Consider the following 25,252-nt stretch of genomic DNA (forward strand, 5'->3'; position numbering starts at 1 on the left):
AACGGGAGTGTCCGGGCGGCTCAGGCCGGGTTCCCGGTCTGGTCTGCGAAGACCATGCGAGTGCCACGGGCCGTGTCCATGTACTCGCGCGCTCGGTGGATCAGTCCGTCGCGAAGCTCGAAGACGGAGCAGTAGTCGTTGCTGTAGCCGTTCCCGTTGGACAGCGTCGCCTCCATGGTCTCTTCCACGACGACGATGTCGCCATCGGCGTGAAAGCCACGGAAGGTGACCGCGACGTCCTCGGTGAAGAGCCGGGGGAAGTCGATGGTCAGGAACCGCACGATGGCTTCCCTGCCGACCATGTGGTGGGTCACGTCAAGCGCGACGGCTGTCGCGTTCCCCGCCGGGGCCAGCCATCGCGCGTCCTCGTCGAAGAACGCCGCGATCCTTCTGGCGTCACGGGGCGCGAACGCCTGCCATGCTCGCCTGACGATTTCACGGCTGCTGCGAAGTCATGGCCGCGAGCCTAGGCAGCCCTGCCCGGGCGGGTCCGGCGGTTTTCCGGCGTGGTCACTCAGGCGGTGCCGCCGTCTTCCGACGGCATGGCCTCGCCGGCGACGGACGGGCGACGGCTTCGCTGAACTCGCCCGCTCCCCGGATCCGGACACCGGGCGCTGACGGAGTTGTCGCGGCCGTGGTCACCGCGGAGGCCGGCCTCACCGTGCGCCGCCGGTGTCAATCGGCTACGACGACGACCGTTTCGATCAGTTGCAGGGCCGCCGCATCGGTACGGGCCGTGTCCTGGGTGACCAGGCGGTCCTGGCACAGTCCGCGCAGGCCGGACACCAGCAGAGTGGCCCCTGCTTGCGCTTGTCGCGGTTGATGGCCCAGCCGTAGGAAGGCGGCTTCGATCGGGTTGACCAGGGCTTCGATGGATTCGGTGGCGAGGCTGCCGTACTGGTTCGGGTCGGTGGTGGCGAGGCTGAGCAGCTCCAGCAGCAGGCGCACCGGTCCGGACTGCTCCCCGACGGTGATCGCCTCCCACAGGGCGACGGCGGCACGGCGCAGGCCGTCGGTGTCGTCGACGTCGTCGAACAGCGCGTGGGCGTCGGGATGGCGCGCTGCCCAGACCTGGGCGAGCAGGTTCTCGCGGCTGCCGAAGTAGTACAGCAGCATGCGCTTGCTGGTACCGATCGCCTGCGCGAGCGGACTGAGCGACATCTGTGCGAGTCCGTGGAGCTGGAGGTACTGCACGACCTGTTCCAGCAGTTCGGCGCGCTTTTCGACGTTGAGGGGGCGGGCCACACTTTGACTGTACCGGTCGGAACGTTTACGGTCCACTTGTAAGTGTTCCGATTGGTACGTTAATGAGGTGTGTCATGGCGAGGGCCGGGTGCCGGGGCGAGCGAGTGGTGTCGTGAAGGAGTCGGCCCGGACGGCGAGCGGGTGGGGTGGGGCGCGGCCGGGCGGCGGAGGAGGCGGGTCCGTGGCGAAGGGGTCCGCCACGGTCCGCCGTGCCACTCGCGGGCCCGGCCGGTGAGGGGCCGGAGCGGGGGACAGGCGGTGTCATCGGTCAGGATCCTCGCCGAGACCCTGTGGTTTCCGGTGGCACTCTTCCTGGGCTTCCTCTTCTGCTTCGCCCCCGCCCTGCACGCGCCCCAGCCGCATCACGCCAAGGTGGTGGTCGCGAGCCGTGCCCAGGAGGCGAGGGTCGAGACCGCGCTGCGTCGCCAGTACCCCGGAGGTTTCGACGTCACCGCCGTGCCGTACGCCCGATCGGCCCGGCAGGCGGTGCTGCACCGGAGGGCGGTGGCGGGCTACGTCGGCGGCCGTCATCCGGTGCTCTACGTCGCCAGAGCCAACGGGACGTCCCTCATGCAGGCGCTGAGCAAGGAGTTCACCGGGCTCACGTCCGCCAGGAGCGGGCCCCTCGCCGTGACGGACGTGGCGCCCACCGTCAGCAAGGACATGACCGGTACCACGCTGGCCTACCTCGGGACCGCCTGGAACATCCCGGGCTACCTGGTCGCGACGACCCTGCTGCGTGCGGTGACCTTCAGCCGCCGCAGGAAACTGCTGACGATCGCGGGCGTCGCCGCCCTCTTCGCCGGCCTCGGTGACCTCGTCGGCGTCGGCCTCGGTTACCTGCCGAACGATCCCGCTGCCCTCGGGATCGCCTTCCTGCTCACGACGGCCGTGGCCACGTTCTGCTCCGGCCTGGCGCCGTTCACCAGGCAGTTCTTCCCAGGGGTGGGGATGGGCCTGTTCATCGTGCTGAGCACCCCCACCAGCGGGGTGGCCCCCGTGCCGATGCTCCCCGCCTTCTTCCAGCACGTGCACCACGTCATGCCGCTGGGCAACGCGGTGGACGCCCTCCGGGGGGTCCTGTACTTCCACGGGGCAGGGGTGCTCGGGCCCGTCCTCGTGCTGTGCGCATGGATCACGGCGGGTGGCGGACTGCTGGGCCTCGACGCCTGGCGTCAACACCGCGCAGCCGCACGGCGGGACACCGGTGCCGAGTCGGACGACGCGGCGGCTCCGTTGGTGGAGGATCCGTCCCTGGAGATCGCGACGCCCGTGGCGATGCCGGGGCGAGGCCACCACTTCGGTGAACCCGTGCCGTCGCTCGTGGGCACCGTTCGCGACGGGGCGCTGCTGCCGTTGCGCCATGTCGCGGTCACCGTGATGGACAACAGCGGACGGCAGTTGGTGCGTGCCGCGACGAACGCGCGGGGCGAGTACGCCGTGGCGGGACTGCCCTTGGGGGACGTCACCGTCGTCGCCTCGTCACCCGGCAGAAGGCCGCAGGTCCATCGGCGGCTGCTGGAGCAGGGCTCGGTCGTCCGCGCCGACTTCACTCTGCGCGGCCGCTGCGGCGGGGACGCGCCTTCACCGACGGCTGTGCCTGTGCGGCGCGCCTCCGGGGAACTGACCGCCCGTCATCCCCCCGTACCCGCGGACGCGGACCGCTGAGCCGCGGAGAACCACGGTGAGCCACGGCGGAGGTGTTGTCCGTGCGCCGATCGTCGCGCCGGGACGGGATCGAGGCGCACGGTGGCCGGGACCCACTTTCGGGTGGTGGCTTGGTCGGGGGTGGGGTGGCGGGGTGTGGCGGGTGTGGGGTGGGGGCGGGTGTGGGGAAGGGGTGTGGGTGTGTTGGTGCGTCAACTTGGTGCGTTCGGCGGGTGAATGGTCGGTACATGTGAGTGTTACGGCGGTATGGATGATCCGTAACGCACCTCCAGGTATCGCCCACATCGGGTCGGGGTGGGGGCATGGTGTGGGTGTCGGCCAGTGAGGGCCGGCCGTACCACTCGCACACGCAGTCCCGCCCGTACGGTCTGGAACAGGCCGGTGGGGGTGGGGGTGCCAGCACCATGTAGGGGGACTTCATGTCCGCATCTGTGACTGTCCGTCGTCTTGCCGCTGCCGCGGTGACCGTGGCCGCGGTGGCCGGGGCGTCGGCGCTGCCGGCCTCTGCCGCCGACCATGGGCCCCGGCCGCGTGCGGCGGTGCAGATCAGCCACGTGCACTACGACTCCCCGGGCCGTCATCACCGTCAGGACCTGAACGACGAGTGGGTGGACATCACCAACACCACCCGTCAGGCGGTGAACCTGGACCGGTGGACGCTGTCGGACCGTGACGGGCGTACGTACACCTTCCGCCACTACCGTCTGGGCGGCCGTGCCACCGTCCGTGTCCACACCGGTGTCGGCCGTGACACCTTCCGTGACCTCTACCAGGACCGTCGTTCGTCGGTGTGGGACAGGCGTGCCGACACCGCGACCCTGCGCAACGACCACCGCCGCCTCGTCGACACCGTGACCTGGGGCGGCCACCGCGGCGGCCGCCACTGAGCCCGTCCCATCCCTGACCGCATGACCCGGACCGACCCGGACACGGTCAGCTGACCAACCAGTGGCGCGCCCGGCCCACCCGGCCCGGGCGCGCCACCGGCATGTCCGCGCCCGGGGCGTCGGCCGATCGGGTGCGCGCGCCTGGACGACTTGACTGTACCGGTCGGTACGCATACTCTTCCCGGAGTAAACGTACCAATCGGTACATCGATGGTTCCGGGCTGGACGCGCCTGTGCGGGCCCGGATTCCGATGCGAGGAGGAAACCGTGCTCCAGGGCTACACCTATCCGCTGTCGCCGCGCGGAGAGGCGAGTCTCGCCTCGGCTCCGCCGTGGCACTACGCCGGGGACCTCGTCGGCGTCGAGTTCTGGACCGATCCGGCGGCCGCCGAGGCGACGCTCCCGGAGGGACTGAGCCCCGACCCGGAGTCGAGCGGGCGTGTGGTCGCTCTCTTCGTCGACTGGCAGTTCTCCGGGCAGAACAACGAGTACCTCGACCCGGTACGCAGTCAGTACCGCGAGTTCATGGTGCTGGTGGACGCGCGGTGGAAGGGCCGGCCGGTCTCGTGGTGCCCGTACATCTACGTCGACAACGACCTGGCCCTGGCGCGCGGATGGGTACAGGGATTTCCGAAGAAGCTGGGAGCGGTCGCCCAGACTCGGGTCTTCGCGGCTCCTGGCAACGCGTCACCGTCGCTCGCGGCAGGCGGCCGCTTCGGAGCGTCCATGTCGGCGGCCGGGCGCTTGCTGGCGGAGGCTCGGGTGACCTTGCGGCAGCCGGCCGGTGACCCGGCCGGCCTGCTGCGCCCCACGGTCAACCTGCGGCATTTCCCGCGTCTGGCCGTGGGCGAGTACGACAAGCCCGCCGTGCACGAGTTGGTGATGGCCGAGTTCCTCGACCAGCGGATCGCCGATGTGTGGACCGGTTCCGCGGAGCTCGGCATGTTCGCGGCCCCCGGTGAGGAGTTGGCGGATCTGGCTCCCGTCCGTACCGGTACCGGCTTCCGTGCCTCCATGTCGTACACCGTGACGGGCGTGCGCCGGCTCGAGGAATAGCGGCAGGGGCGCGCCGGTCCCGTCGAAAGGGACCGGAAGACCGCCAGGGTGTCGGTCGTGGTCGGCGCCGTACCGGCGGCATCGAAGACGTGTACACCGCATAGCTGCGTGCCGCATAAGAACGCTCAGCTTCCCGGTGCTCCCGACGGAGCCGCGCTGCCACCAGGCCGCACCAATTCCCGGTCGAGCCGCCGGTTTTCACCCTCGACGAACGGGTCGATCCCGCGGACCTGGAGATCGGATGCACCGTCAACGGAGACATCACCGCATCCACCGAGCAGCGCTCGACTCCACGACCCGACGACAGGGACATCGGCAAGTGAGCAGGAGGACAGTAGACAACTCCTAGCAGGGGGAGAGGGGCCCCTCGCCGTCTGGGACGAGCGGGTGCGTCACCCGCGGGCCGTGGTCGCCGCCCGTGTGGCACACGCGAGCGCTGTTGCCGCGTGCGAGTGGTGGATCTCCCGGCTGGGTCGTAGCGTCGTGGGAGGAGGCATCCTCCGCGTGGGAAGGCAGCCGGTCGGCGCCCGCCGTGCAGGCGGGGCCCGGTGGGCGGGCCGGACGGACGTGGGGGCCAGTGAGTCCAAGGAGAACGCGGCCGGGAGCGGACATGCGAAAACTCACCGTCAGGGCGGCAGTCACGTTCTGTGCCGCGGTATCGCTCGCCACTGTCGTGGGAACGGCGGATGCCGCTCCTGTGACGTCGCCGCGGTCCGCGCACACCCTCGCGCAGGAGTCGATGCAGCCCTCGGTGCCGACGCAGCCCGTCATCGTCGACTGCTTCTGGCATCCGCAGGTGGAACCCGGGGACTTCGTGCTCGCCTGCGGTGACGGCAACAGCCGTCTCATCTCGTTGCAGTGGTCGCGCTGGGACGCCAACTCCGCGGTGGCCAGCGGCGTCAACGTGGTGAACGACTGCAAGCCGTACTGCGCCGCGGGGACCTTCCGCAAATACCCCGTCACCGTACGGCTCGACCGCCCGCAGGCATGGAAGAAGAACCCCGAGTCCTCGCAGTACACCCGGTTGCGGCTCGTCTACACCGACAGCAAGCCGGCCGGGTACGGGCAGACGGTCACCTACCCCCTGTGGAACTGACCGAGGGCTGGAACCGACCGGGGGCGGCCGGGCCGGCCGCCCCCAGGTGAACGGGTGCGTGACGACCGCGCCCCGGTGAAGGCCACGCGGATCCGCCGGTTGTCCCTCGCCGGCGCGATCAGGTGTCAGGCGGACCGCAGCAGCTCGCGCAGCCCGGCGGTGTCGAGGATGTGGGCCCGGGTCGGGAACACCTTGTCGAGCAGCACCCGATGGGTCTCGGGATCGGGGTCGGCGACGCCGTCGGTCAGCACGAAGACGCGGTAGTCACGGTCGGCGGCGTCGATGAGCGTGGACAGGACGACGCCGCTGGTGCTGATCCCGGTGAGCACCAGGGTGTCGATACCGCGGTCGCTCAGCTGCTGGTGGAGATCGGTGGTGGAGCCCGAGCCGAAGCGGATCTTGCGTACGACGATGTCCCCGTCCTCCGGCGTGATCCGCTGGTCGATCTGGGCCGCGGCGTCCTCGTGGTGCAACATCTTCGCCGCGGCGACGGCCGTGAAGGCCTTGTTGGTCTCAGGAATCCGTGCCCAGTCGTCCTCGGTGAAGCCGACGCGGACGTAGCCGATGGTGCCGCCCGCGGCGCGGACGTCGGCGATGGCACCCTTGACCCGTTCGACGAGCGCGTCGGCGTCGGGGGCGAGGGGGACGATCCCGTTCTGGAAGTCCATCGCCAGCAGGGCGGTCCGCTCGGGGGTGATGGTGTGCGGGGTGGTGGTGCTCACGCGGAGTGCTCCTCAGTGGGGTTCTCAGATGTGCCGAGGTGGCCGGAAGTGTCCGGACGTCGGCTTGTACTGCGGTACATCAGCCGGCGGTCGAGGACGGTCAGCAGGAGGACCGCGAGACCGGCCGCGACCAGCACGAGGCCGAGGCTGTGCAGGCCGTGGTCGCTCGCGCCGTGCCGGAAGACGATGCTGCCGATCACGGCGGAGGTGATGGTTCCGAGGTATCCGAAGGTCCGGAACAACCCGGAGGCGGTGCCGATCTGGTCGGGCGGCGCCGCGAGGTAGAGCGCGGTCTGGTTTCCGACCGTGGTGGTGGCGGACGTGACGCCGAAGACGAGGGAGACCAGGACGATCGCGATCGCCGGACCGTGCGAGGAGAGCAGCATGACGCCGACGGACCCGAGCAGCATGGTCACCGCCGAGACGATCAGCGGTCCGCGCACCAGGTTGCGGCTGGCGAGCGGGCGCGAGAGCAGTGCGGAGACGGCGCCCATCGGCAGGAGCAGCAGTCCGGCCTCCACGGTGGAGATGCCGTGCGCGGCCTCCATCCACTGGGTCATCCCGTACATCACGGAGTAGACGCCGAGCAGTGTGAGCGCCTGCCGCAGATAGGTCCGGGCGAGGGCGCCGTTGGCGGCGAGGCCGCGGAAGTCGAAGAACGGCGCTGTCCTCCGCAGTTCCCACACCACCGTGGGTACGCCGGTCAGGACCAGAACGGCGAGCGCGACCCATCCGATGTGGGGAAGGCCCATCAGGAAGATGACCAGCGCGCTCATCGACCCGGCGAAGCCGAGGATGCCGAGCAGGTCGATCCGGGCCGCGACCTTGCGGAACGTGTGGTGCTCGCGGTCGGGTGCGGGGTCCCTGGGCAGCCCGCGCACGGCCATCGCCATCGCGATCGCGGTGACCGGGATGTTGATCAGGAAGGCCCAGCGCCAGCCGGCGGAGCCCACCAGCAGTCCGCCGATCGGCGGGCCGACGGCGACCGTGGCCATGCCCGCCATCGCGATGCCACCGAGCACGCCGCCCGGGGGAGCGTCCGCCCCGGCCTCCTGGGCGCGGCGCCGGATCATGACCATCGCGCACGGGAAGGCGGCCGAGGTGCCGATGCCGATCAGTACCCGGGCCACGGTCAGCGTCGCCAGGTTCTGGCCGAGGCCGCCGACCAGGCCGCCGAGCAGCACCAGCACGATGCCGTACAGGAAGATCCGGCGCGGTCCGAGTACTTCCGCCAGTTTGCCCGCCGTGGGCTGGGCGACGGCGCTGGCCAGGTACAGCGAGGAGACCAGCACGGCGGTGCTGCCCACCGAGACGTGCAGATCGGTGGCCATGGGCACCAGCGCGGTCGCGATGATGGAGCTGTTGATCGGGTTGAGGCTGGAGCCGACGTAGAGCGGCGTGGTGAACGTCCATGCGAACGGCTTGTCCATCACGTCGCGCGACGTGGTCCGGGCCCGGGTAGGGGTGGCGTTCATATGCTGCCGTCGCTCAGATCGGCCGCGGCGAGACGCTCCAGCAGGTCGATGGCCTTCTCCACGTCCTCGCGCTCCTCCGGGGGGACCACCCGTTCGATGGCCCGTGCCAGGAAGGAGGCGCGTCCGGTGAGCAGTTTGTCGACCAGCTCGGTCGCGGACGGGGCGGCGCTCATCAACTTCTTGCGGCCGTCCCGCGGGTCGGGCGTGCTGTGGATCAACCCCGCGGCCTTGAGCACCGCCAGGCTCTGCGCGATGGACTGCGCGCTGACGTGTTCGAGCGAGGCGAGCCGGGCCGCGGTGACCGGCCCTTCCCGCACCACGCTCGCCAGCACGGCCAGCTGTGTGGCGGTCAGGCCGGTCGCATGCTGCCCCGACTCCACGCGCAGGCGAGCGCGCAGCCGCTTCATCGCGTCGTTGAGGCGCTGCGCGTTCACAGCGGACTCCTGGGGTCCGGGCTTCGAGGTCATGACGCCAGCCTAAAACTACGCAAGCGACTTTGCCAAGTTACTTGTGTAGTTTCCCGGCCATGGGCGCGGGCGATCAGCCGGAATCGGGCAGGTCGTCCGATGTCGTCGGTCGCCGGACCGGCTCCCGATCTCCGCCCCCGCACAGCTACCGGGCGGCGTACGGGCTGTTCGGGGAGGGTGGGTCAGTGTGGTGTCGGGTGGTCGGGTGCGCAGCCGCGGAGTGTGTGGGCGATGACGTCGGCGAGGTCGGCGTCGAGGGTGTCGGGGGGCAGGGTGCCGCTGACGGCGAGGCTGGCGAAGCCGTGGAGGGTGCTGAACATCGGGACGGCGATGGCTTCGAGCGGGGCGTCGCGGACCTCGCCGGTGCGGCGGCCTTCCTCGATGAGCCGGGTGGCGAGTACGGCCATGCCCTGGGAGGCCTGGACGAGGGCTTCGGAGGCCGCGGGGTCGTGCTTGATGGAGAACATGAGGTCGAGGAGTTCGGCGTTGGCGGTGGCGAAGCCGACGTAGGCGCGGGCGAGGGCGCCGAGGCGGTCGGCGAAGGAGTCGCCCGCGGTCTCCTGTGAGGCGGCCAGGGTGGTGCTCAGGCGTTCGAAGCCGGTCAGGGCCAGCGCGTCCAGGAGGGCCTGCTTGTCCTTGAAGTGGCGGCTCGGTGCGGCGTGGCTGACGCCCAGGTCGCGGGCGAGCTCGCGCAGCGAGAGCGTGGCGGGCCCCTTCTCCCTGAGGGTCTCCTCGGCGCGGGCGAGCAGGGCGGCGCGCAGGTCGCCGTGGTGGTAGGGGCGGGGGCGGGTCTGCATGGGCGGGAGTCTATCCGGTATGTGACCGGCGCCAACATTGTTGGCATCGCCAGCATTGTTGTCGTTGACAACATGCCCTCGGTGCGTCCCTGGTGCCGTCGAACCGGGACGGTAGGCGGTTGGCCTGCGAAAATAGTAGTTTACGGATGTATAAAAATCGATCGTGCCATGGCGCGCCGCGGGACGGGTGCCGGCGACGTGGTCGACGGTTGACCGGAGGGCAGTGCACTGAGCGACCGGACCGACCCCCGCATCACCCGGACGATGCGCGCCTTCGAGCAGGCCATCGTGGAACTCGCCTCGGAGCGGCCTATCTCGCAGATCAAGGTCGCCGAACTGGCCGAACGGGCCGGGGCGACCCGAGCGACCTTCTACAACCGCTACAGCACCCCGCTGGACCTGCTCATCCAGGTTCTCGATGCCGACCTGAACGGTGGTCACCGCAAGGAGGACGACAGGGGGCGGCGCGGGCACTCGGCCGCGGAGTTGCTGCGGATGACCACGGCGGAGGTGGGGGACCACGTCGAGCGGTTCCGGGCGGTCTACGCATTCTCCCTCGGGGATCCGGCCGACAGTGGCGTCTACGAGGCGCTCGTGCGGCACTTCAGCGACTACGCCTCGGCGTTCATGGAGCGCGGCGGCCGTTCGGGGCTCCCTGATGCCAACCGTGAGGTGATCGCCCAGTTCATGGCCCACGGCTTCGGCGGTGCCATCAAGGCATGGCTCGACGACCCTTCGATCACGAAGGACGACATGGTCGAGGCGGTCGTGGCATGCGCTCCCGCCTGGTGGGCCCCCGGCTATCTGCCGCACACGTCCTGACGTCGCCTGTGACACGCGGCGCGCCCTGCCCGGGGACGACCGCGGGGTGTGCGGAGTCACCCCGCACCCCGGTCCAGGCCGTGCGCCCGGCCGGTCGGCGGGTTCCCGCGGTGAGATCGCCGGAGTCGTGCGGCGTCGCGTGACCCTGGCAGGTAACTATCCAGTTATTGACACTTGTCAAACAGCTGGCTACGTTGTCCCTAACTGGTTAGTTTCAAACTGGAGGGAGGCTTCATGGAGACCCGCACACTTGGCCGTCAGGGCCTGACCGTCAGCGTCCAGGGCCTCGGCTGCATGGGCATGAGCGTCTTCTACGGCGCCACCGACGAGACCGAGTCGCTGGCCACCATCGATCGTGCGCTGGAGTCGGGCGTCACGCTGCTCGACACCGCGGAGAGCTACGGCCCGTTCGTCAACGAACAACTCCTGGGCAAGGCCCTGGCCGGACGCAGGGAAGCGGCCGTGCTGGCCACCAAGACCGGCATGGAGATCACCGATGACGGCCGGATGGTGGGCCTGAACGGTCGGCCCGACTACGTACGCAGGGCCCTGGAGCGTTCGCTGCGACACCTGGACACCGACCACGTCGACCTCTACTACCTGCACCGGATCGACCCCCAGGTGCCGATCGAGGAAACGGTCGGTGCGCTGGCGGAGCTGGTCGGCGCGGGCAAGGTCCGTCACATCGGTGTGTGCGAGGCGTCCGCGCAGACGATCCGGCGCGCGCACGCCGTCCACCCGCTGGCCGCTGTGCAGACCGAGTACTCGCTCTTCGAGCGCGAGATCGAGCACAACGGCGTGCTCGACGCGCTTCAGGAGCTGGGGATCGGCCTGGTCGCGTACTCCCCGCTGGGCCGTGGTTTCCTGTCCGGCGCCATCACCAGCACGGACGACTTCGCGGCGGACGACTGGCGCAGGACCGACCCCCGCTTCCAGGGCGAGAACTTCGACCGCAACCTGGACGTCGTCCGGGAGGTCCGCCGCATCGCCTCCGCCAAGGACGTCACCCCCTCCCAGCTGGCGCTCGCCTGGGTCCAGCACCAGGGCGCGGTGGCCATCCCCGGCACCAAGCGCCGCCGCTACCTGGAGGAGAACGTCGCCGCGGCCGAAGTCACCCTCACCGCCGGCGACATCGCCGCGATCGAGGCGGTCGCCCCGCACGGCGCGGTCACCGGCGAACGATACGCACCCGAGTACATGGGGACGCTCGACGGCTGACTTCCCACCGGCGCGCTGCGCTGCGCCGTCGACGGCCGGACCCCCGTACGTCGCGGCCAGGACCTGCCCCGCGCAGGTGCGCCCGCATCACGAACAGGACTTCTCCGCATGGCTCGACCGGCCGACCGCATCACCATCGGCGAAACGACGATCACCCATCTCGCCGACGGCTTCGGCGCGCACGACCCCGGCACGATGATGCCGGGAGTCGACTGGGCGGCACATCCCGGCGTCCTCGACGACGGGAAACTCGTGCTCACCTTCGGAGCCTTCCTCGTCCGCGCCGGGAACCGGAACATCCTTGTCGATCTCGCTCTTGGTGACATGGACGTGGAGATTCCCGGCCTCGCCCATGTGAAGGGGGGCGAGCTGCTGCGGAGCCTGGCCGCGGAAGGACTGTCCCCGGACGACATCGACACCGTGGTGTACACCCATCTGCACCTCGATCACATCGGCTGGACCAGCGATGTGGCGCCGGTTCCGAACGAGCCCGGGAAGCGGAAAGCGAGCGGCCTCACCTTCTCCCGGGCACGGCACCTCATGGCGCGAGCCGAGTGGCAGTACTGGACCACGACGGCGGCCGGCGAGATGGGCGGCCCGGACGCCGAAGCCACGATCGAACCCCTCGACGGAGTCGTCGAGTTCGTCCGCGACGGCGACACCATCGCCCCGGGCGTCACCGTCGAGGACACGTCCGGGCACACCCCTGGACACCTGGCGGTCGTCGTCCGTGACCCCTCGGGCGCCAGCGGCGAATCGGTGTTCATCGCGGGGGACATCTTCCACGACCCCGTGGAAATCGCCGACTCGGCCTGCGTGTTCTGCTCGGACGTAGACCCGGACCAGGCCCGAGCGGTGCGCGACCGCGTGCTCCGGCGGCCGGACACCCTGATCGCCGCCGGGCACTTCACCACCGGAGTGTTCGGCCGTGTGACACCGGCAGGCAGCGGCTACGCGTGGACCCCCGTCGGCCGGGCGCCGACTGCCGAATGACGATGCCCGCCACGCCGGGCGCACCTCCAACACCGCACCCCCGCGCCGGAGAAGCCGACCCCCCTCGGCACACGATCCGCAGGTTCGGACACCCGGCGCACCCAAGTCAGGAGACCTTCCCCATGTCCGTATCCCAGACGCCCCACCCGTTCGGGGCGCACACCACCGCCTCCGAGGTCATCGACGGCGTCGACCTGCACGGCCGTCGAGCCGTGGTGACCGGAGCCAGTTCCGGAATCGGGGTGGAGACGGCGCGGGCGCTGGCCGCCGCCGGCGCCGACGTGACCCTGGCCGTGCGGAGCACGGACGCCGGCGCCCGTGTCGCGGCCCGTCTGGAGGCCGAACTGCCCGCCGGATCCGGGAGGTTGAGCGTGAAGCGGCTCGATCTGGCCGACCGGTCGACGGTCGGGGCGTTCGTGGCCGACTGGTCGGGCCCGTTGCACATTCTCGTCAACAACGCCGGGGTGATGGCCCTTCCGGAACTCAGGCGCACCCCGGACGGTCGGGAGACGCAGTTCGGCGTCAATCACCTGGGTCACTTCGCGCTGGCTGTCGGGCTGCGTCCGTCACTCGCGGCGGCGGAGGGTGCCCGGGTCGTGTCGGTCGCCTCGATCGGTCACCTCTTCTCGCCGGTGGTCTTCGACGACCTGGACTACCGATTCCGTCCCTACGACCCGTGGACGTCGTACGGTCAGTCGAAGACGGCCAACGTGCTGTTCGCCGTCGGTGCCGCCGAACGGTGGGCCGATGACGGCATCACGGCCAACGCCCTGATGCCGGGGAACATCGCGGACACGTCGCTGGCCCGGCACATGGACCCCGAGCAGCTGGCCGGGTTCATCGACACCACCGGACTCGTGCTGCCCCCGGGGAAGACCGTCGAGCAGGGTGCCGCGACCTCGGTGCTGGTGGCCGCCTCACCCACGGTGGAGGGCGTCACCGGCCGCTACTTCGAGGACTGCGCACCGTCCCGGACGGTCACCGAACGAGCCGATGCCGTCGCCGGCGTGGCGCCCTACGCCCTGGACCTGGCGAACGCGGAACGGCTGTGGGCCGTGTCCGACGCCCTCGTCCGCTAGAGGCAGCCGACTGCCTCGGCGGGCCCGGCCGAGGGGGAGCGGCGCGCTTCGTGGCGACCGCATCGGCCCCGGGAGCATGCGCCCGCGACCGGCGGGGCGTGGTCACTGGTGCCCGGACGGTCCCACCATGGCTGCCGGGTCGACGATGCGGTCGAATTCGGCCGCGTTGACGAACCCGTCGGCCACGGCGGCTTCGCGCAGGGTCGTGCCCTCGTCGTCGGCCTTGTGCGCGATCGCGGAGGCCTTGTCGTAGCCGATCTCCGGCGACAGGGCGGTCACCAGCATCAGGGAGCGGTCGACGTAGTCGGCGACCTGCTCACTGTGCAGTTCGGCGCCCTCGACGCAGTACTCCCGCAGCTTCTCGCAGGCGTCGCCGAGGATCGTGGCCGCGTGCAGGAAGTTGCTGATGATCACAGGGCGCATCGCGTTGAGTTCGAAGTTGCCCTGGGAACCGGCGAAGGCGATCGCGGAGTCCTCCGACAGGACCTGGATGCAGACCATCACCATGGCCTCGCACTGGGTCGGGTTGACCTTGCCGGGCATGATCGAGCTTCCCGGCCCGTTGGCAGGAAGGACCAGTTCGCCCAGCCCGCAGCGTGGCCCGGAGGCCAGCCAACGGATGTCGTTCGCGATCTTCATCAGGGGCACCGCCAGGGCGCGCAGGCCCGCCGAGGCGTTGACCATGGCATCCAGGCCGCCTTGCGCGGCGAACTTGTTCGCGGCGGTGACGAACGGATACCCGGTCGCCTCCGCGATCTCGTGGGCGGTCTCTTCGGCGATGCCCTCCGGAGCGTTCAGCCCGGTGCCCACCGCCGTACCGCCGGCGGCGAGTTCGAACAGGCCCCGGGTGGACGCGGTCGCCACGGACATGGCCTGCCTGAGCTGGTGGGCGTAGCCGGACCATTCCCGCCCGACGGTCAACGGGACCGCGTCCTCCAGCTGGGTACGGCCGGTCTTCACCACGTTCTGCCATCGCCCGGCCTTGGCCTCGATGGGGCGTCGCAGCGCCTGAACGGCCGGCAGCAGGTGTTCGTGAACCTCCTTGACGGCGGCGATGTGCATCGCGGTGGGGAAGGTGTCGTTGGACGACTGCCCCATGTTCACATGGTCGTTGGGGTGCACCGGAGCCTTGCTGCCCAGCCGGCCGCCGGTCAGCTGGATGGCACGGTTGCTGATCACCTCGTTGGTGTTCATGTTGGACTGCGTACCCGAGCCGGTCTGCCAGACATAGAGCGGGAAGTTCTCGTCGAGCGCCCCGCCGATCACCTCGTCGCTGACCCGCTCGATCAGGTCTGCCATCCAGCCCGGCAGCCGTCCGGCGCGCCCGTTGACGATCGAGGCGGCCTTCTTGACGTGGCCGTAGGCGTGGTAGACCGCCTTGGGCATGCGGTCGTCACCGATCGAGAAATCGATCAGTGACCGCTGGGTCTGCGCACCCCAGTACCGGTCGGCGGGCACGCGAGCAGTGCCGGTCCTCGCACCGGCGAGACGATCTCCCCGGTGCGAGGCGGGAACGGAACGGGAACAGGCGCCGTGGGTCAGCGCGTGGTGAGCATGCCCGCGCGGAGCTTGGTGAGGGTGCGGGTGAGCAGACGGGAGACGTGCATCTGGGAGACGCCGAGGTGCTCGCCGATCTGGGCCTGGGTGAGTTCGTCGACGAACCGCATGTGGATGATGCGGCGTTCACGGTCGTCGAGTTCGGCGATCAGCGGGGCCAGGGCGTTGAAGTCCTCGACGAGTTCGAGGGCGCTGTCGTCGGCGCCGATGAAGTCCGCCAGCGCGGCTTCGCCCTCGTCGCCGGAGTTGATGGCGGCGTCGAGGGAGGAGGAGGTGTAACCGTTGGAGGCGAGGCGAGCCTCGTTGACCTCCTCCTCGCTGAGGCACATCAGCTGGGAGAGTTCCTTGACGGTGGGGGTGCGGCCCAGCCGGCTGCTCAGTTCCTCGGTGGCCTTGGCGAGCTGGATGCGGGCTTCCTGCAGGCGGCGGGGAACGTGGACCGCCCAGGAGGTGTCGCGGAAGAAGCGCTTGATCTCACCGACGATGTAGGGGACGGCGAAGGAGGTGAACTCGACCTCACGGGTGAGCTCGAACCGGTCGATCGCCTTGATCAGTCCGATCGTGCCGACCTGGACGATGTCCTCCATCTCGTCCTGGCTGCGGCTGCGGAAGCGTGCGGCCGCGAAGCGGACGAGGGAGACGTTCATCTCGATGAGCGTGTTGCGCGCGTACTGGTACTCGGGCGTGCCCTCTTCCAGGACGCCGAGTTGGTCGAAGAACAGCCTGGACAACTGCCGGGCGTCCTTGGGTGCGACTCGCGACGGGTCGGCGATCTCCGGCAGTACCGTCAGCCGTGCCTCTGTCGTCTCGGTCACTGTCATGCCTGGCCCCTCCCATGTGATCCAGCCCCCGTGCCGCCGGCTGATGGAGGCCGACGAAGGTTCGCGTACCCGCCGCGGGGGAATGCATACCCGTCGATTCGAAAGTGAGCCCGAGAGCCCGCCGAGGGGCGGTACCCGGGCCGGGAACAGCCGAAAAGACTACCCGCCCGGCGGGCGGAGTTCGAACGCGGGTGACGGTACGGCCCTCAGGCCGCGGGATGCGCTCCGACGGCCTGCCGATAGGCCACGTGCCCGCCCAGCGCACCGCTCACGGCGACCGCGGCCAGCCCGCCCAACGACCACAGCCGGCCCTTCGCCGAGCGACCGCGCAGTCGCGCCGTCAGGGACGCCGTGTAACAGGCCACCGCGGCCACGTTCGAGACCGCGTGGGCCAGTCCGACCCGGGCCTGCTCGGGCGGCAGGTCCGCCCAGTCGGCCCAGCCGGCGACCGCTGCCGGGGCGGCCCCGGCCAGACCGACGGCCGTGAGGGTGGTCGGCGCACGGTGCCCCGTCGGCGCGATGTCCAGTACGGCGGCCGACAGCCAGCAGCCGATCGGCACCTGGACCAGAACGGGATGCACCGGATGGCCCAGCGGCCTGCCGCGCAGCAGATCGCGTACCTCGCCCAGCGGGAGTGAGCGGATTCCCCGCTGGAGAAGCCGGATCGCCGGATCCGCCGCCCCCGACCGCTCGATACGGTCCAGGGCCGTCAGCCACCATGCCGACGCGGTGTCCAGGGCCGAGGGTGTCCAGGAACGGGTGGAGGTGCCGGGGACGTGAGTGCTCATGCACAACGACTACCCGGCAGCACGCCGCCGTCCCGCTGTGGCCCCGACTGCACCCGAACGGTCTGCCCACCGACGGGGGAGTCGGGCCGGGTGCGTGCACCGGCCTCGGGCACGTCTTCCCGCGGGGAGGAACCGGACCGGACCTGCGCCAGGAGGCCGGACCGCCGCTTCACCGGGCACGTGAGGCACCGCGAGCACCTCCCGTCCGCCCTGCTGACGGACCTGCGCCGCAGGGGCGGCATGAGTGACCGAGAGCGGGGCACACGGACGTTGCACGACAGGGATCCAGCGGCCGCCGACCGGGTGGCCGACCGGATTTCACCTGTCCCGGGTTACGCAGCGGGCGGGAAGAGGGTGCTGTGAGCCCGAACGGACGACGGCCCGCACGCACCGAAGAGACTTGAAGATCGGAATCGACATGATTGTCCTTGGCGCCATCCTGCTCGTCATCGGCCTGCTGGTCGGTGTGTCACTGCTGACGACCGTGGGCGGTGTGCTCGTCGTGGTCGGCGCGGTCCTGTGGATCCTGGGTGCGAGCGGTCGCTCGGTCGGCGGCCGCAAACACTACTTCTAGACCGGCACTTCCGGATCCGCGCCCCGCGCGGGCACGGCGACGCGAACCCGCTGCCGGGAACGGACCCCGGCAGGCGCGCCGCAGGCTGAGCCGAAAGCCCGTCCTGCCGACCGACGTTCACCTTGCACAGCCCCGGGGCCTGCGGAGAAGTACCTTCCGCCGGCCCCGTCGGCATGCCCGGACCCGGCCCCTCCCCGGCCGGACATACGGTCACGGGCTCCTGGGACACCGGCCCAATCGCGAAGCCACCTCTGCCGCACGTCCTCGCGTCCCTCGCCCGCTGACCGACGGGCCGCCGGATCTCAGGCGGGCTCCTGTGCGGCGAGCCGGGCCAGGTACTCGCCGAACCCGCCGCGAGCGCGAGGGTGGAGCCGGCCCGACGTCGTGACGGGGCAGTCGGAGGTGCGCAGGATCCTGTGGTCCGTCCGCTGGAGGGCACGGACCAGGGCGTGGTCCTCCCCGACCGGCAGGGGAGGGAAGCCGCCCGCCTGGGTGTAGGACCGGGCGGTGAGCCCGAGGTTCGCCCCGTGGACGTGGGGGTGATGCCACGGCAGACCCCCGGGCGGCCGGGACTTCTCGTACAGCCGCTGGTGGACGGCCGTCAGCCGGCGGGCGTCCGCGGGGTGACGGTCCAGGACCACCGTGCCGACGAGAGCGTCCCAGCCCCGTGCCGCGTACGACAGGTGGAAGTCGAGCCAGTCCGCCGGCACGACGCTGTCCGCGTCCGTGGAGGCGATCCACACGCCGTCACCACCACCCAGTACTCCCAGGGCGGCACGGGCCGCCGCGGCGCGGGCCGCCCCCGCTCCGCGGCCACGGACGGCGACGGTGAGCGCACCCGCCCGCCGCGCCACCTCGGGTGTGGCATCGGTGCAGCCGTCCGCGGCGACCACGACGAGGACCCTGGTTCCCTCGAGGCCCGGATGGCCCGCCGCGGTGTGGACCGCGGCGAGCGAAGCGGGGAGCAGGCCCTCCTCGTTGTGGGCCGGGATGATGACCGCCACCGATCCGGGGCGGCCGACGGGTCCGCGTCGACGCGTCATACGAGACGCTCGGCGGCGGCCGGAGACGGCGGCGGTGTTCCGTCCGGAGCCGTACGGCCGAAGGTCTGGAGGACGAAGTCGACCTCACGGTGATCGGCCGCCGGCGACAGCCCGGGTACGGAGGCGAGGACCCCGGCCAGCTCGTCCCCGGTCCGCAGATGCTCCGGGACGGGATGGTTCCAGTGCACCGTGACCAGCGTCCCTCCGGGTTCCAGGGCGGCCGTCGTACGTCTCAGGACGTCGTCGAGGGTGTCCTTGTCGAAGTAGTAGAGGACTTCGGACAGCACGACGAGGTCGAAGGTGCCGGGGGGCCACTCCGCGGGCAGCGTGAGCCGGCGGACCGTCACCTGGGGCAGGTGTGCGGTACGGGCGGCGGCCGTCGCCACCGCCGAGTCCACCCGGTCGCACGCCAGGACCTCGTCGCAGCGCTCTGCGAGACGGAGCGTCAGCTCACCCACCGAGCAGGCGGGCTCCAGAGCCCGCCGATAACGCCGGCGGGGGAGAGAGGCGACCGTCAGATCGTACTTCCGCCGTTCGTACCAGCGTTCGGCGAGATGCCAGGGGTCGCCGGAGCGGCGGTACATGTCCTCGAAGTACGACGCCGGGGTGTTCACCGGAAGACCACCTCACGCTCGCGCAGATGATGGGCGATCTCCTCGGGCGGCAGGATCGCGGCGTCCTCCGGGTCCGGACCCAGAGGCCTGATCTGGCTGGCGTACCGCGCGACCGCGGCACGTTTCCGGGCCTGGACGGGCTCGGGCAGGGTGACGCGCGCGGCCTTGTGCCAGGGAACCCTGGGATCATCCGGCCGTGCCCAGTGCCACATCCACACGGGGTAGAGCCAACAGGGGGCCGCCGCGTTCCCGGCCGCCGCGAGCGCGGCCCGGCCCGCTCCCTCGTGGTCGCTGTGCACGTCGCCCGTCCAGGGGGCGACGACGAGGGCCGCGCCGGTCACCAGCGGGAGAAGTCGGTCGGCGATGCGGCGCTCGTGCTTCGCGACCTCGGTGTCGGCAACCCCCCAGCGGACGACTTCCACGTGCGCGGCGCCCAGTTCCGCCAGCGCGGCCCGCGTCTCCGCCGCCCGCAGCCGTACCAGCTCTTCGGGAGTGACGGTTCTGCTGTGCGGATGAGAGCCCTCGCCGTCCGTGAGGACCACCACCGTGACCTCGGCCTCCGAGGCGGCCAGCAGCGCGAGGGACCCGCCGAAGCCCAGTACCTCGTCGTCCGGATGGGCGGCCACGACGACCACCCGGCCGGAGCGGGGCAGCGCGGCCTCCGGCAGGCCGGCCCAGCCGGACCACTCGCGCCAGAGACGCTCTTCGGTGCCGGGGGCCTGAATGGGGTCGTCGAAGGGGCCCGTGAGGGGGGTGCTCATCGCTGGTCGTCCCACTTGTCCTCCGGCCGGGCGAGGAGCGCGCCGAGTTCGGCCAGATCCCGCTCGGCGTGGTGCTGACGGATGTAGACGGTGAGGTCGGCGACGTTCCGGGCGTGCCGGGGGTCGTGGCAGAGCGGGCCCGCCCCGGTGGCCCGGCCCACCCGGGCGAGGACCTCGGCGCAGACGGACTCGACGAAGGCACGTACGCGGAGGCTGCGCACCCGGGCCTCGCCTCTCGTGTCCTGCGGGTCCCGGTCGATCTCGGCGGCGGCCTGCTCCAACATGGCCCACGCGGCGTGCAGTTGGACGTCGACCGAGCCGAGGTGCGCGTCGGTGTGGGGTTCGGCGCGGTGCCGTGCCGCTTCGCGAAGAGTCCTCGCCACGGCGATCGCACCGCCGTACCAGCACGCGGCCACACCGATGCCGCCGTGCTGGAAGCCGGGCCGCTCGACGTAGGAACCGACACCGCCCACCCGTACGGCGGGCACCTCGGCGAAGCGCACGTCAGGGGTGTCGCTGCCGGCCATACCGACCGCCTGCCACGTGCCCGCGAGCGGACTGTATCCGGCGGCGCCCGTCTCCACGGCGAAGAGGCCCCTGCCCTGCGCGGTCCGCGCGGTGACCAGGGCATGCGTACAGGTGTGCGCTCCCGAGCAGTACTTCTTGAGGCCGCTGAGCTCCCATCCGGTTCCCGTGGCCGTTGCCGTGAGGCCTTCGCCGGGAGGTTCGGCGGCCCAGACACCCCAGCGTTCGCCGGACGCCGGGGGCGGTGCGCCCAACTCGTCGAGGATGGCCACCGCGTCGACATGCCCCTCCACGAGGCGTGCCGCGCTCAGGTCCTGTTCCGCCACGGCCCGCAGAGCCGCGAACCGGCGTGCTGTCCGCCCTGACCCCGGCAGGGGGAACTCGGCCTGACCCGACGCGATCTCCTCGACCACGGCGGTGAACGCGGCGGCAGCCTCACGACGAGCCGAGGCCGGGACGAACCCCCCGCTGTCGTCCGTCTGCGGATCCATGGGCGGGCCGAGCTCGGTCGAGGGCAGCGGACCACCGGACATCAGTACACACCTCCTGGACATCGGCTCTCTTCCACTGTGCTGCGAACCCGCGCGTCCCGCCCGCTGCCGGCTCGTCGTGCGGGACGGCCGCGACGCGATTCCGGGCCGGCGTGCCGCTGTTCGGCGCCGAGCATGCCCGTGCGGGCCCGGTCAGGGCGGAGGGGTTCAGAGGAGGCAGACACGCGTCCAGCAGAACGGACGCTGTGCCGCGTCCTGGATCCATGCTCTGCATCCACGACCTGGACCCACGCCCCGGATCTACGCCGCGAGCTCCGCCTGCGCCGTGTCGTCCGGGGCACCGCTGTCGTCCGGGGCACCGGGGCCGCTACGGGATCGCTCGAGGAGGACGTCCGCGGCGGCGATGGCGTCCTCGACGGTTGCCGTCCCGGTCGTCACACACAGCGTGTAGGCGACATCGGCAAGGACCCTTGCCGTGCGTGCGTCCTCGGCGTGCGCATGGGCGAAGCGCGCCTCCGCATAGTGTGCGAGGAGTGTACGCACGACCTTGGGGTGAGGTTCGAGCATCGCGACAGCGCCTCTCGTCCTGTGTGGTTTACGACCGGCTTCCCGCTCACCATGTCCGCACACGTGCCGGTTTCGGCCCGGGGGCGTGGTGAACGTCGCGCGACAGCGATCCGGGGACACCGGTCCCTGTCACCGCGCCGTCGGCTGAGAAGTGGGGGCCGGCCGGAGAATCTTCGGCCGGCCCCCGCTCGTGGGGTGGTGCTGCGGGTCAGGCGCGTCGTTGGCCCTGGTAGTAGGCGCCGACCTGCTCGTGGTAGCCGGCGTCGCCGACGTGCTTGTCCTAGTCGAACTCGGGGGAGTCCTTGATCTGGTCCTTGGTGAGAGCGACGTAGATCTTCTGTTCGGCCTGGTCGATCGTCGTCACGGTGCCGGCGGGCAGCAGGACGTGCTTGCCGAAGATCCACACACCGGTGTCGACCACGAGGTAGGAGGAGTGGACGTCGTCCGAGTGCTTGTCGACCTTGCCGATGCTGCCGTCGGTGGCCTCGACCTTGTAGCCGATCAGGTCGGTGCCCGCGGCGTGGCCGGTGGTCGGCTGGTAGCCCCAGATGTTGTCGCTCATAAAACGGCTCCTTCTTCGATATTTTTCGCTTCCCCACGGTCAGGAAATGCGGGGTTGTACAGGCGCCATCGAATTCGGTGACGTTTTCTCGGAACGCCGGGTGCCCTGCGTCCCGGATGCTACACATCGGAAATGCCGGGACTTCGGGACGCGGCCGGTCCGAAGTCTTCCGCGGGGGAAGTGCCCCCGCGCCGCATCCGCGACAGCCGCAACGCGGGTATACACCGGCAACAACGACGATGTGGCTCCGTCGTCGCCCCCCTGCCGAGGAGCAGCACCCCATGGCCCGAGCAGCGCGCCCCGAACCCTGTACCGCCGGCCCACGTGTGGACGTCGCCCGGAGCCGGGACTGCGAGGAATGCCGTGGCTGGGGGACGGTCGTCTCACCGGATCCGGACGGTCGCCTCGTCCTCTGCCCGGCCTGCCGGCGTCCCGCCGACGACTGACCCGGAGCGCCGTCGCCATTTGACATCGGGGGGCCCGGTGGGACGCTGGAAGGGGCGGAGAAGAGGCGCGAGCGCGTCATGTCCTACCGTGTCGAACCCTTCGCGGCGACGAAGGAACCGTGGCTCATTCGAGCCTTTTCATGAGCCGATCCCGCGTTTCGTGTCCGTCTTCATGGCCGTCGTGGAAGGTGTGCGAAATTGCCGTGCGTTCGAACTGGCAAAAATGAGGTGGGTATCTCATGAGGGCGGCCGTGTACGAGGGCCCGCGGACAGTGTCGGTGAAGGATGTGCCGGACGCGAGGATCGAGCATTCCTGCGACATTCCGGTGAGGATCACCACCACCAACATCTGCGGCTCCGGCCTGCACATGTACGAAGGACGCACGTCGTTCGAGACGGGCCGCCCCCTCAACCACGAGAACCTGGGGCAGGTCGTCGAGGTCGGCTCCGCGGAGAGCAAGGTGAAGGTCGGCGAGTACGTGGTCCTGCCGTTCAACATCGCCTGTGGGTTCTGCAAGCAGTGCGAGAAGGGGCTCTCCCACGAGCTGGATCTGAGCGAAGCGCCCTCCGCCTACGAGCACTTGGACAGCCGCGACGACGGCTGGACCAAGGTCTTCCTCCACCCCGACGGCGTCGGCTGAGCCGAGTCGGTCGCGCCCCGCCCCGGCGAACCGCAGACCCCGACCAGCTGCCGAGGGGCGCCTGCGTCGTCGCACGCGTGAGCGCTTTCGACGCGACGCGAACCCGGCGTGCCGGAAGGTGTGGTGTGCCGCAGCCTGGATACGCGGGCCGCAGAGCACGCATCCGTCCCGGAGGTCACACACATCATGGGCAGTCAGGACAACGAGGAAGTCATGGGCGACGAGGTCTACCAGCCCGACGGCCCCGAGGGGCGCGAGGACGAGGGCATCCTCGACCCGGAGGACACGCTCAACGACCGCGGTTCGGACCCGTACGACGAGGGCTGGTCGCCGCCCGAGCGCCCGCTCGGAGTGGAGCACCAGGGCACGACCGCGCGGGAGCAGCGGGAGGGCGAGACGCTGGACCAGCGGCTGGCGGAGGAGGTGGCGGACCCGGCCTTGGAGGAGCTGGAGACCGACGACGGTCTCGGTGACCTCCCGGACGGTGAGGGTGAGCCGATGGACGACGAGGTGGGCCGGGACCGCGCGGGCCGTCTCGTGGCGCGGGACGAGGGCGCCCACGAGGAGGCCGAGAAGGACATGTTCGCCGAGGACGTGGGCATCGACGGCGGCGCGGCCTCGGCGGAGGAGGCCGCCGTCCACCGCGTGCCGGACGACGACACCGACGTCCTCTGAGCCGGCTCAGCAGGCGGGCATCGGCATGACGTACGCATGGATCGGCCGTCCGGGTGTCGGCAACGGCGCTCGGACGGCGTTCCTGGGTCGCGGGCGGAACGGTCTTCGGCTGGAGTGGTGGGGGCGGTCGCCCTTCGCATGCCTTCCGCTGCCGCGGGAAGCCGCTGTACGTGATCGGGCGTGCGGTCGGCCCGCTCGGTCTGTCGCGTCATCGGACGGTAAGGAGAAGTGTCATGCCGGCAGGTTCCAGTCCCAAGCGTGAGCGTCAGTACGAACACATCAAGGAGGGCGCCGAGAAGCGCGGTGTCTCCACCGGCCGGGCGAAGGAGATCGCCGCGCGGACGGTCAACAAGGAGCGGGCCAGGTCGGGCGAGGCGAAGACGGCCTCCAAGACCTCCCTGCGCGACAAGAAGTCCGCACCTCAGCGCGGCGGCGAGCGTTCCCACAGCGGTGCTCAGGGGCCCACAAGGGATCAGCTCTACGAAGAGGCCAGGAAGAAGGGCGTCGAGGGGCGCTCCACGATGAACAAGCAGCAGCTGCGCAACGCGCTGGGCCGCTGAGCGCGCCGAGCATGGGCGCGTTCCGGTTCACGGGCCGGCGGATCTCCACAGGACGGGCACCGGAGTGTGCCCCGAGGCCGGCCCGCGCCGCCATGGTCTGTAATCCACTTTCGGGTGGTGGCTTGGTCGGGGGTGGGGTGGCGGGGTGTGGCGGGTGTGGGGTGGGGGCGGGTGTGGGGAAGGGGTGTGGGTGTGTTGGTGCGTCAACTTGGTGCGTTCGGCGGGTGAATGGTCGGTACATGTGAGTGTTACGGCGGTATGGATGATCCGTAACGCACCTCCAGGTATCGCCCACATCGGGTCGGGGTGGGGGCATGGTGTGGGTGTCGGCCAGTGAGGGCCGGCCGTACCACTCGCACACGCAGTCCCGCCCGTACGGTCTGGAACAGGCCGGTGGGGGTGGGGGTGCCAGCACCATGTAGGGGGACTTCATGTCCGCATCTGTGACTGTCCGTCGTCTTGCCGCTGCCGCGGTGACCGTGGCCGCGGTGGCCGGGGCGTCGGCGCTGCCGGCCTCTGCCGCCGACCATGGGCCCCGGCCGCGTGCGGCGGTGCAGATCAGCCACGTGCACTACGACTCCCCGGGCCGTCATCACCGTCAGGACCTGAACGACGAGTGGGTGGACATCACCAACACCACCCGTCAGGCGGTGAACCTGGACCGGTGGACGCTGTCGGACCGTGACGGGCGTACGTACACCTTCCGCCACTACCGTCTGGGCGGCCGTGCCACCGTCCGTGTCCACACCGGTGTCGGCCGTGACACCTTCCGTGACCTCTACCAGGACCGTCGTTCGTCGGTGTGGGACAAGCGTGCCGACACCGCGACCCTGCGCAACGACCACCGCCGCCTCGTCGACACCGTGACCTGGGGCGGCCACCGCGGCGGCCGCCACTGAGCCCGTCCCATCCCTGACCGCATGACCCGGACCGACCCGGACACGGTCAGCTGACCAACCAGTGGCGCGCCCGGCCCACCCGGCCCGGACGCGCCACCGGCATGTCCGCGCCGCCTGTTCGTGTCTCAATAACGGCCCCCGGAATTCGGCGCGTCGACTCCGAACGTCCGCCGTGCCCTGCCATCACCACCGCTTCGCGGACC

26 protein-coding genes and 2 pseudogenes are annotated in these 25,252 nt (G+C 70.6%); 13 read left to right on the plus strand and 15 right to left on the minus strand.

The window, feature by feature from the left end:
- Positions 1-20 precede the first annotated feature (20 nt).
- Positions 21-434, minus strand: a complete 414-nt coding sequence (locus OHB41_RS40540) for a nuclear transport factor 2 family protein (protein WP_266706507.1) — start codon at positions 432-434, stop codon at positions 21-23.
- 241 nt (positions 435-675) lie between these two features.
- Entirely contained in the window at positions 676-1,245 is a 570-nt protein-coding gene (locus OHB41_RS40545; RefSeq protein ID WP_266704700.1) for a TetR/AcrR family transcriptional regulator, read from the minus strand.
- Between the two features lie 258 nt (positions 1,246-1,503).
- Between OHB41_RS40545 and OHB41_RS40550 the strand changes: the two genes are divergently transcribed.
- The 4 genes from OHB41_RS40550 (at position 1,504) to OHB41_RS40565 (ending at position 5,952) form a co-directional block, all read left to right on the plus strand.
- Entirely contained in the window at positions 1,504-2,913 is a 1,410-nt protein-coding gene (locus tag OHB41_RS40550) for a carboxypeptidase regulatory-like domain-containing protein (protein WP_266704702.1), read from the plus strand.
- A 419-nt stretch (positions 2,914-3,332) separates the two neighbouring features.
- Positions 3,333-3,800, plus strand: a complete 468-nt coding sequence (locus OHB41_RS40555) for a lamin tail domain-containing protein (RefSeq protein WP_266704704.1) — start codon at positions 3,333-3,335, stop codon at positions 3,798-3,800.
- A gap of 267 nt (positions 3,801-4,067) precedes the next feature.
- Entirely contained in the window at positions 4,068-4,856 is a 789-nt protein-coding gene (locus OHB41_RS40560) for an acetoacetate decarboxylase family protein (RefSeq protein WP_266704706.1), read from the plus strand.
- A gap of 610 nt (positions 4,857-5,466) precedes the next feature.
- Positions 5,467-5,952: a hypothetical protein gene (locus tag OHB41_RS40565; RefSeq protein ID WP_266704708.1), complete on the plus strand. Its 486-nt coding sequence runs from the start codon at positions 5,467-5,469 to the stop codon at positions 5,950-5,952.
- Between the two features lie 125 nt (positions 5,953-6,077).
- Here the strand turns inward: OHB41_RS40565 and OHB41_RS40570 are convergent, their stop codons facing one another.
- The 4 genes from OHB41_RS40570 to OHB41_RS40585 all read right to left on the minus strand — a co-directional run bounded on the left by OHB41_RS40570 (position 6,078) and on the right by OHB41_RS40585 (position 9,413).
- Positions 6,078-6,674: a cysteine hydrolase family protein gene (locus OHB41_RS40570; protein ID WP_266704710.1), complete on the minus strand. Its 597-nt coding sequence runs from the start codon at positions 6,672-6,674 to the stop codon at positions 6,078-6,080.
- Positions 6,671-8,149 (minus strand): MFS transporter, encoded by a 1,479-nt coding sequence (locus OHB41_RS40575; RefSeq protein WP_266704712.1) that lies wholly within the window; start codon positions 8,147-8,149, stop codon positions 6,671-6,673. Before OHB41_RS40575 ends, OHB41_RS40570 begins: the two co-directional genes overlap by 4 nt.
- On the minus strand, positions 8,146-8,616 hold the full coding sequence (locus OHB41_RS40580; protein WP_266704714.1) for a MarR family winged helix-turn-helix transcriptional regulator: 471 nt from the start codon (positions 8,614-8,616) through the stop codon (positions 8,146-8,148). The genes OHB41_RS40575 and OHB41_RS40580 overlap by 4 nt, the downstream gene beginning before the upstream one ends.
- A 182-nt stretch (positions 8,617-8,798) precedes the next feature.
- The gene (locus tag OHB41_RS40585) at positions 8,799-9,413 is read right to left on the minus strand and encodes a TetR/AcrR family transcriptional regulator (protein ID WP_266704716.1); all 615 of its coding nucleotides are present in this window, start codon (positions 9,411-9,413) and stop codon (positions 8,799-8,801) included.
- A gap of 264 nt (positions 9,414-9,677) precedes the next feature.
- On the opposite strand from OHB41_RS40585, the gene OHB41_RS40590 reads away from it, so the two are divergent.
- The 4 genes from OHB41_RS40590 to OHB41_RS40605 all read left to right on the plus strand — a co-directional run bounded on the left by OHB41_RS40590 (position 9,678) and on the right by OHB41_RS40605 (position 13,525).
- Positions 9,678-10,235 (plus strand): TetR/AcrR family transcriptional regulator, encoded by a 558-nt coding sequence (locus OHB41_RS40590; RefSeq protein ID WP_266704718.1) that lies wholly within the window; start codon positions 9,678-9,680, stop codon positions 10,233-10,235.
- A 234-nt stretch (positions 10,236-10,469) separates the two neighbouring features.
- The gene (locus OHB41_RS40595; protein ID WP_266704720.1) at positions 10,470-11,453 is read left to right on the plus strand and encodes an aldo/keto reductase; all 984 of its coding nucleotides are present in this window, start codon (positions 10,470-10,472) and stop codon (positions 11,451-11,453) included.
- Between the two features lie 108 nt (positions 11,454-11,561).
- Positions 11,562-12,446, plus strand: coding sequence for an MBL fold metallo-hydrolase (locus tag OHB41_RS40600; protein ID WP_266704722.1), 885 nt, complete (start codon positions 11,562-11,564; stop codon positions 12,444-12,446).
- Positions 12,447-12,568: 122 nt separating this feature from the next.
- Positions 12,569-13,525 carry an SDR family NAD(P)-dependent oxidoreductase gene (locus OHB41_RS40605; protein WP_266704724.1) on the plus strand — a complete coding sequence of 319 codons (957 nt, stop codon included), beginning with the start codon at positions 12,569-12,571 and terminating at the stop codon, positions 13,523-13,525.
- A gap of 102 nt (positions 13,526-13,627) precedes the next feature.
- On the opposite strand, the gene OHB41_RS40610 is transcribed toward OHB41_RS40605, so the two are convergent.
- The 3 genes from OHB41_RS40610 to OHB41_RS40620 form a co-directional block, all read right to left on the minus strand.
- Positions 13,628-14,983, minus strand: coding sequence for a class II fumarate hydratase (locus OHB41_RS40610; RefSeq protein WP_266704726.1), 1,356 nt, complete (start codon positions 14,981-14,983; stop codon positions 13,628-13,630).
- An 80-nt stretch (positions 14,984-15,063) separates the two neighbouring features.
- On the minus strand, positions 15,064-15,903 hold the full coding sequence (locus tag OHB41_RS40615) for an RNA polymerase sigma factor SigF (RefSeq protein WP_266704728.1): 840 nt from the start codon (positions 15,901-15,903) through the stop codon (positions 15,064-15,066).
- A gap of 206 nt (positions 15,904-16,109) precedes the next feature.
- Complete coding sequence (locus OHB41_RS40620; RefSeq protein ID WP_266704730.1) at positions 16,110-16,691, minus strand: DUF2231 domain-containing protein; 582 nt, start codon at positions 16,689-16,691, stop codon at positions 16,110-16,112.
- 418 nt (positions 16,692-17,109) lie between these two features.
- Here OHB41_RS40620 and OHB41_RS40625 point away from each other — a divergent pair, with 418 nt between their 5' ends.
- Complete coding sequence (locus tag OHB41_RS40625) at positions 17,110-17,265, plus strand: DUF6131 family protein (protein ID WP_248002543.1); 156 nt, start codon at positions 17,110-17,112, stop codon at positions 17,263-17,265.
- A 302-nt stretch (positions 17,266-17,567) separates the two neighbouring features.
- Here OHB41_RS40625 and OHB41_RS40630 read toward each other — a convergent pair whose 3' ends face one another.
- The 6 genes and pseudogenes from OHB41_RS40630 to OHB41_RS40655 all read right to left on the minus strand — a co-directional run bounded on the left by OHB41_RS40630 (position 17,568) and on the right by OHB41_RS40655 (position 21,828).
- Complete coding sequence (locus tag OHB41_RS40630; protein WP_266704734.1) at positions 17,568-18,308, minus strand: glycosyltransferase family 2 protein; 741 nt, start codon at positions 18,306-18,308, stop codon at positions 17,568-17,570.
- Positions 18,305-18,922: a class I SAM-dependent methyltransferase gene (locus OHB41_RS40635; protein WP_266704736.1), complete on the minus strand. Its 618-nt coding sequence runs from the start codon at positions 18,920-18,922 to the stop codon at positions 18,305-18,307. Before OHB41_RS40635 ends, OHB41_RS40630 begins: the two co-directional genes overlap by 4 nt.
- Complete coding sequence (locus tag OHB41_RS40640) at positions 18,919-19,683, minus strand: PIG-L deacetylase family protein (protein WP_266704738.1); 765 nt, start codon at positions 19,681-19,683, stop codon at positions 18,919-18,921. Before OHB41_RS40640 ends, OHB41_RS40635 begins: the two co-directional genes overlap by 4 nt.
- Complete coding sequence (locus OHB41_RS40645; protein ID WP_266704740.1) at positions 19,680-20,741, minus strand: acyl-CoA dehydrogenase family protein; 1,062 nt, start codon at positions 20,739-20,741, stop codon at positions 19,680-19,682. The genes OHB41_RS40640 and OHB41_RS40645 overlap by 4 nt, the downstream gene beginning before the upstream one ends.
- Positions 20,742-20,999: 258 nt before the next feature.
- Positions 21,000-21,266 (minus strand): DUF5133 domain-containing protein, encoded by a 267-nt coding sequence (locus OHB41_RS40650; protein ID WP_266704742.1) that lies wholly within the window; start codon positions 21,264-21,266, stop codon positions 21,000-21,002.
- A 208-nt stretch (positions 21,267-21,474) separates the two neighbouring features.
- Positions 21,475-21,828: pseudogene (locus OHB41_RS40655) on the minus strand (PRC-barrel domain containing protein).
- 685 nt (positions 21,829-22,513) lie between these two features.
- On the opposite strand from OHB41_RS40655, the pseudogene OHB41_RS40660 reads away from it, so the two are divergent.
- The 4 genes and pseudogenes from OHB41_RS40660 to OHB41_RS40675 form a co-directional block, all read left to right on the plus strand.
- Positions 22,514-22,816: pseudogene (locus OHB41_RS40660) on the plus strand (alcohol dehydrogenase catalytic domain-containing protein); the annotation flags it as partial.
- 285 nt (positions 22,817-23,101) lie between these two features.
- A complete protein-coding gene (locus tag OHB41_RS40665) occupies positions 23,102-23,590 on the plus strand; it encodes a DUF5709 domain-containing protein (RefSeq protein ID WP_266704744.1) in 489 nt (162 codons plus the stop codon).
- 233 nt (positions 23,591-23,823) lie between these two features.
- Positions 23,824-24,150, plus strand: coding sequence for a plasmid stabilization protein (locus OHB41_RS40670; RefSeq protein ID WP_266704746.1), 327 nt, complete (start codon positions 23,824-23,826; stop codon positions 24,148-24,150).
- A 431-nt stretch (positions 24,151-24,581) separates the two neighbouring features.
- Complete coding sequence (locus tag OHB41_RS40675) at positions 24,582-25,049, plus strand: lamin tail domain-containing protein (protein WP_266704748.1); 468 nt, start codon at positions 24,582-24,584, stop codon at positions 25,047-25,049.
- The last annotated feature ends 203 nt before the right edge of the window (positions 25,050-25,252 follow it).

Source organism: Streptomyces sp. NBC_01571 (assembly GCF_026339875.1).
Taxonomy (GTDB): Bacteria; Actinomycetota; Actinomycetes; order Streptomycetales; family Streptomycetaceae; genus Streptomyces.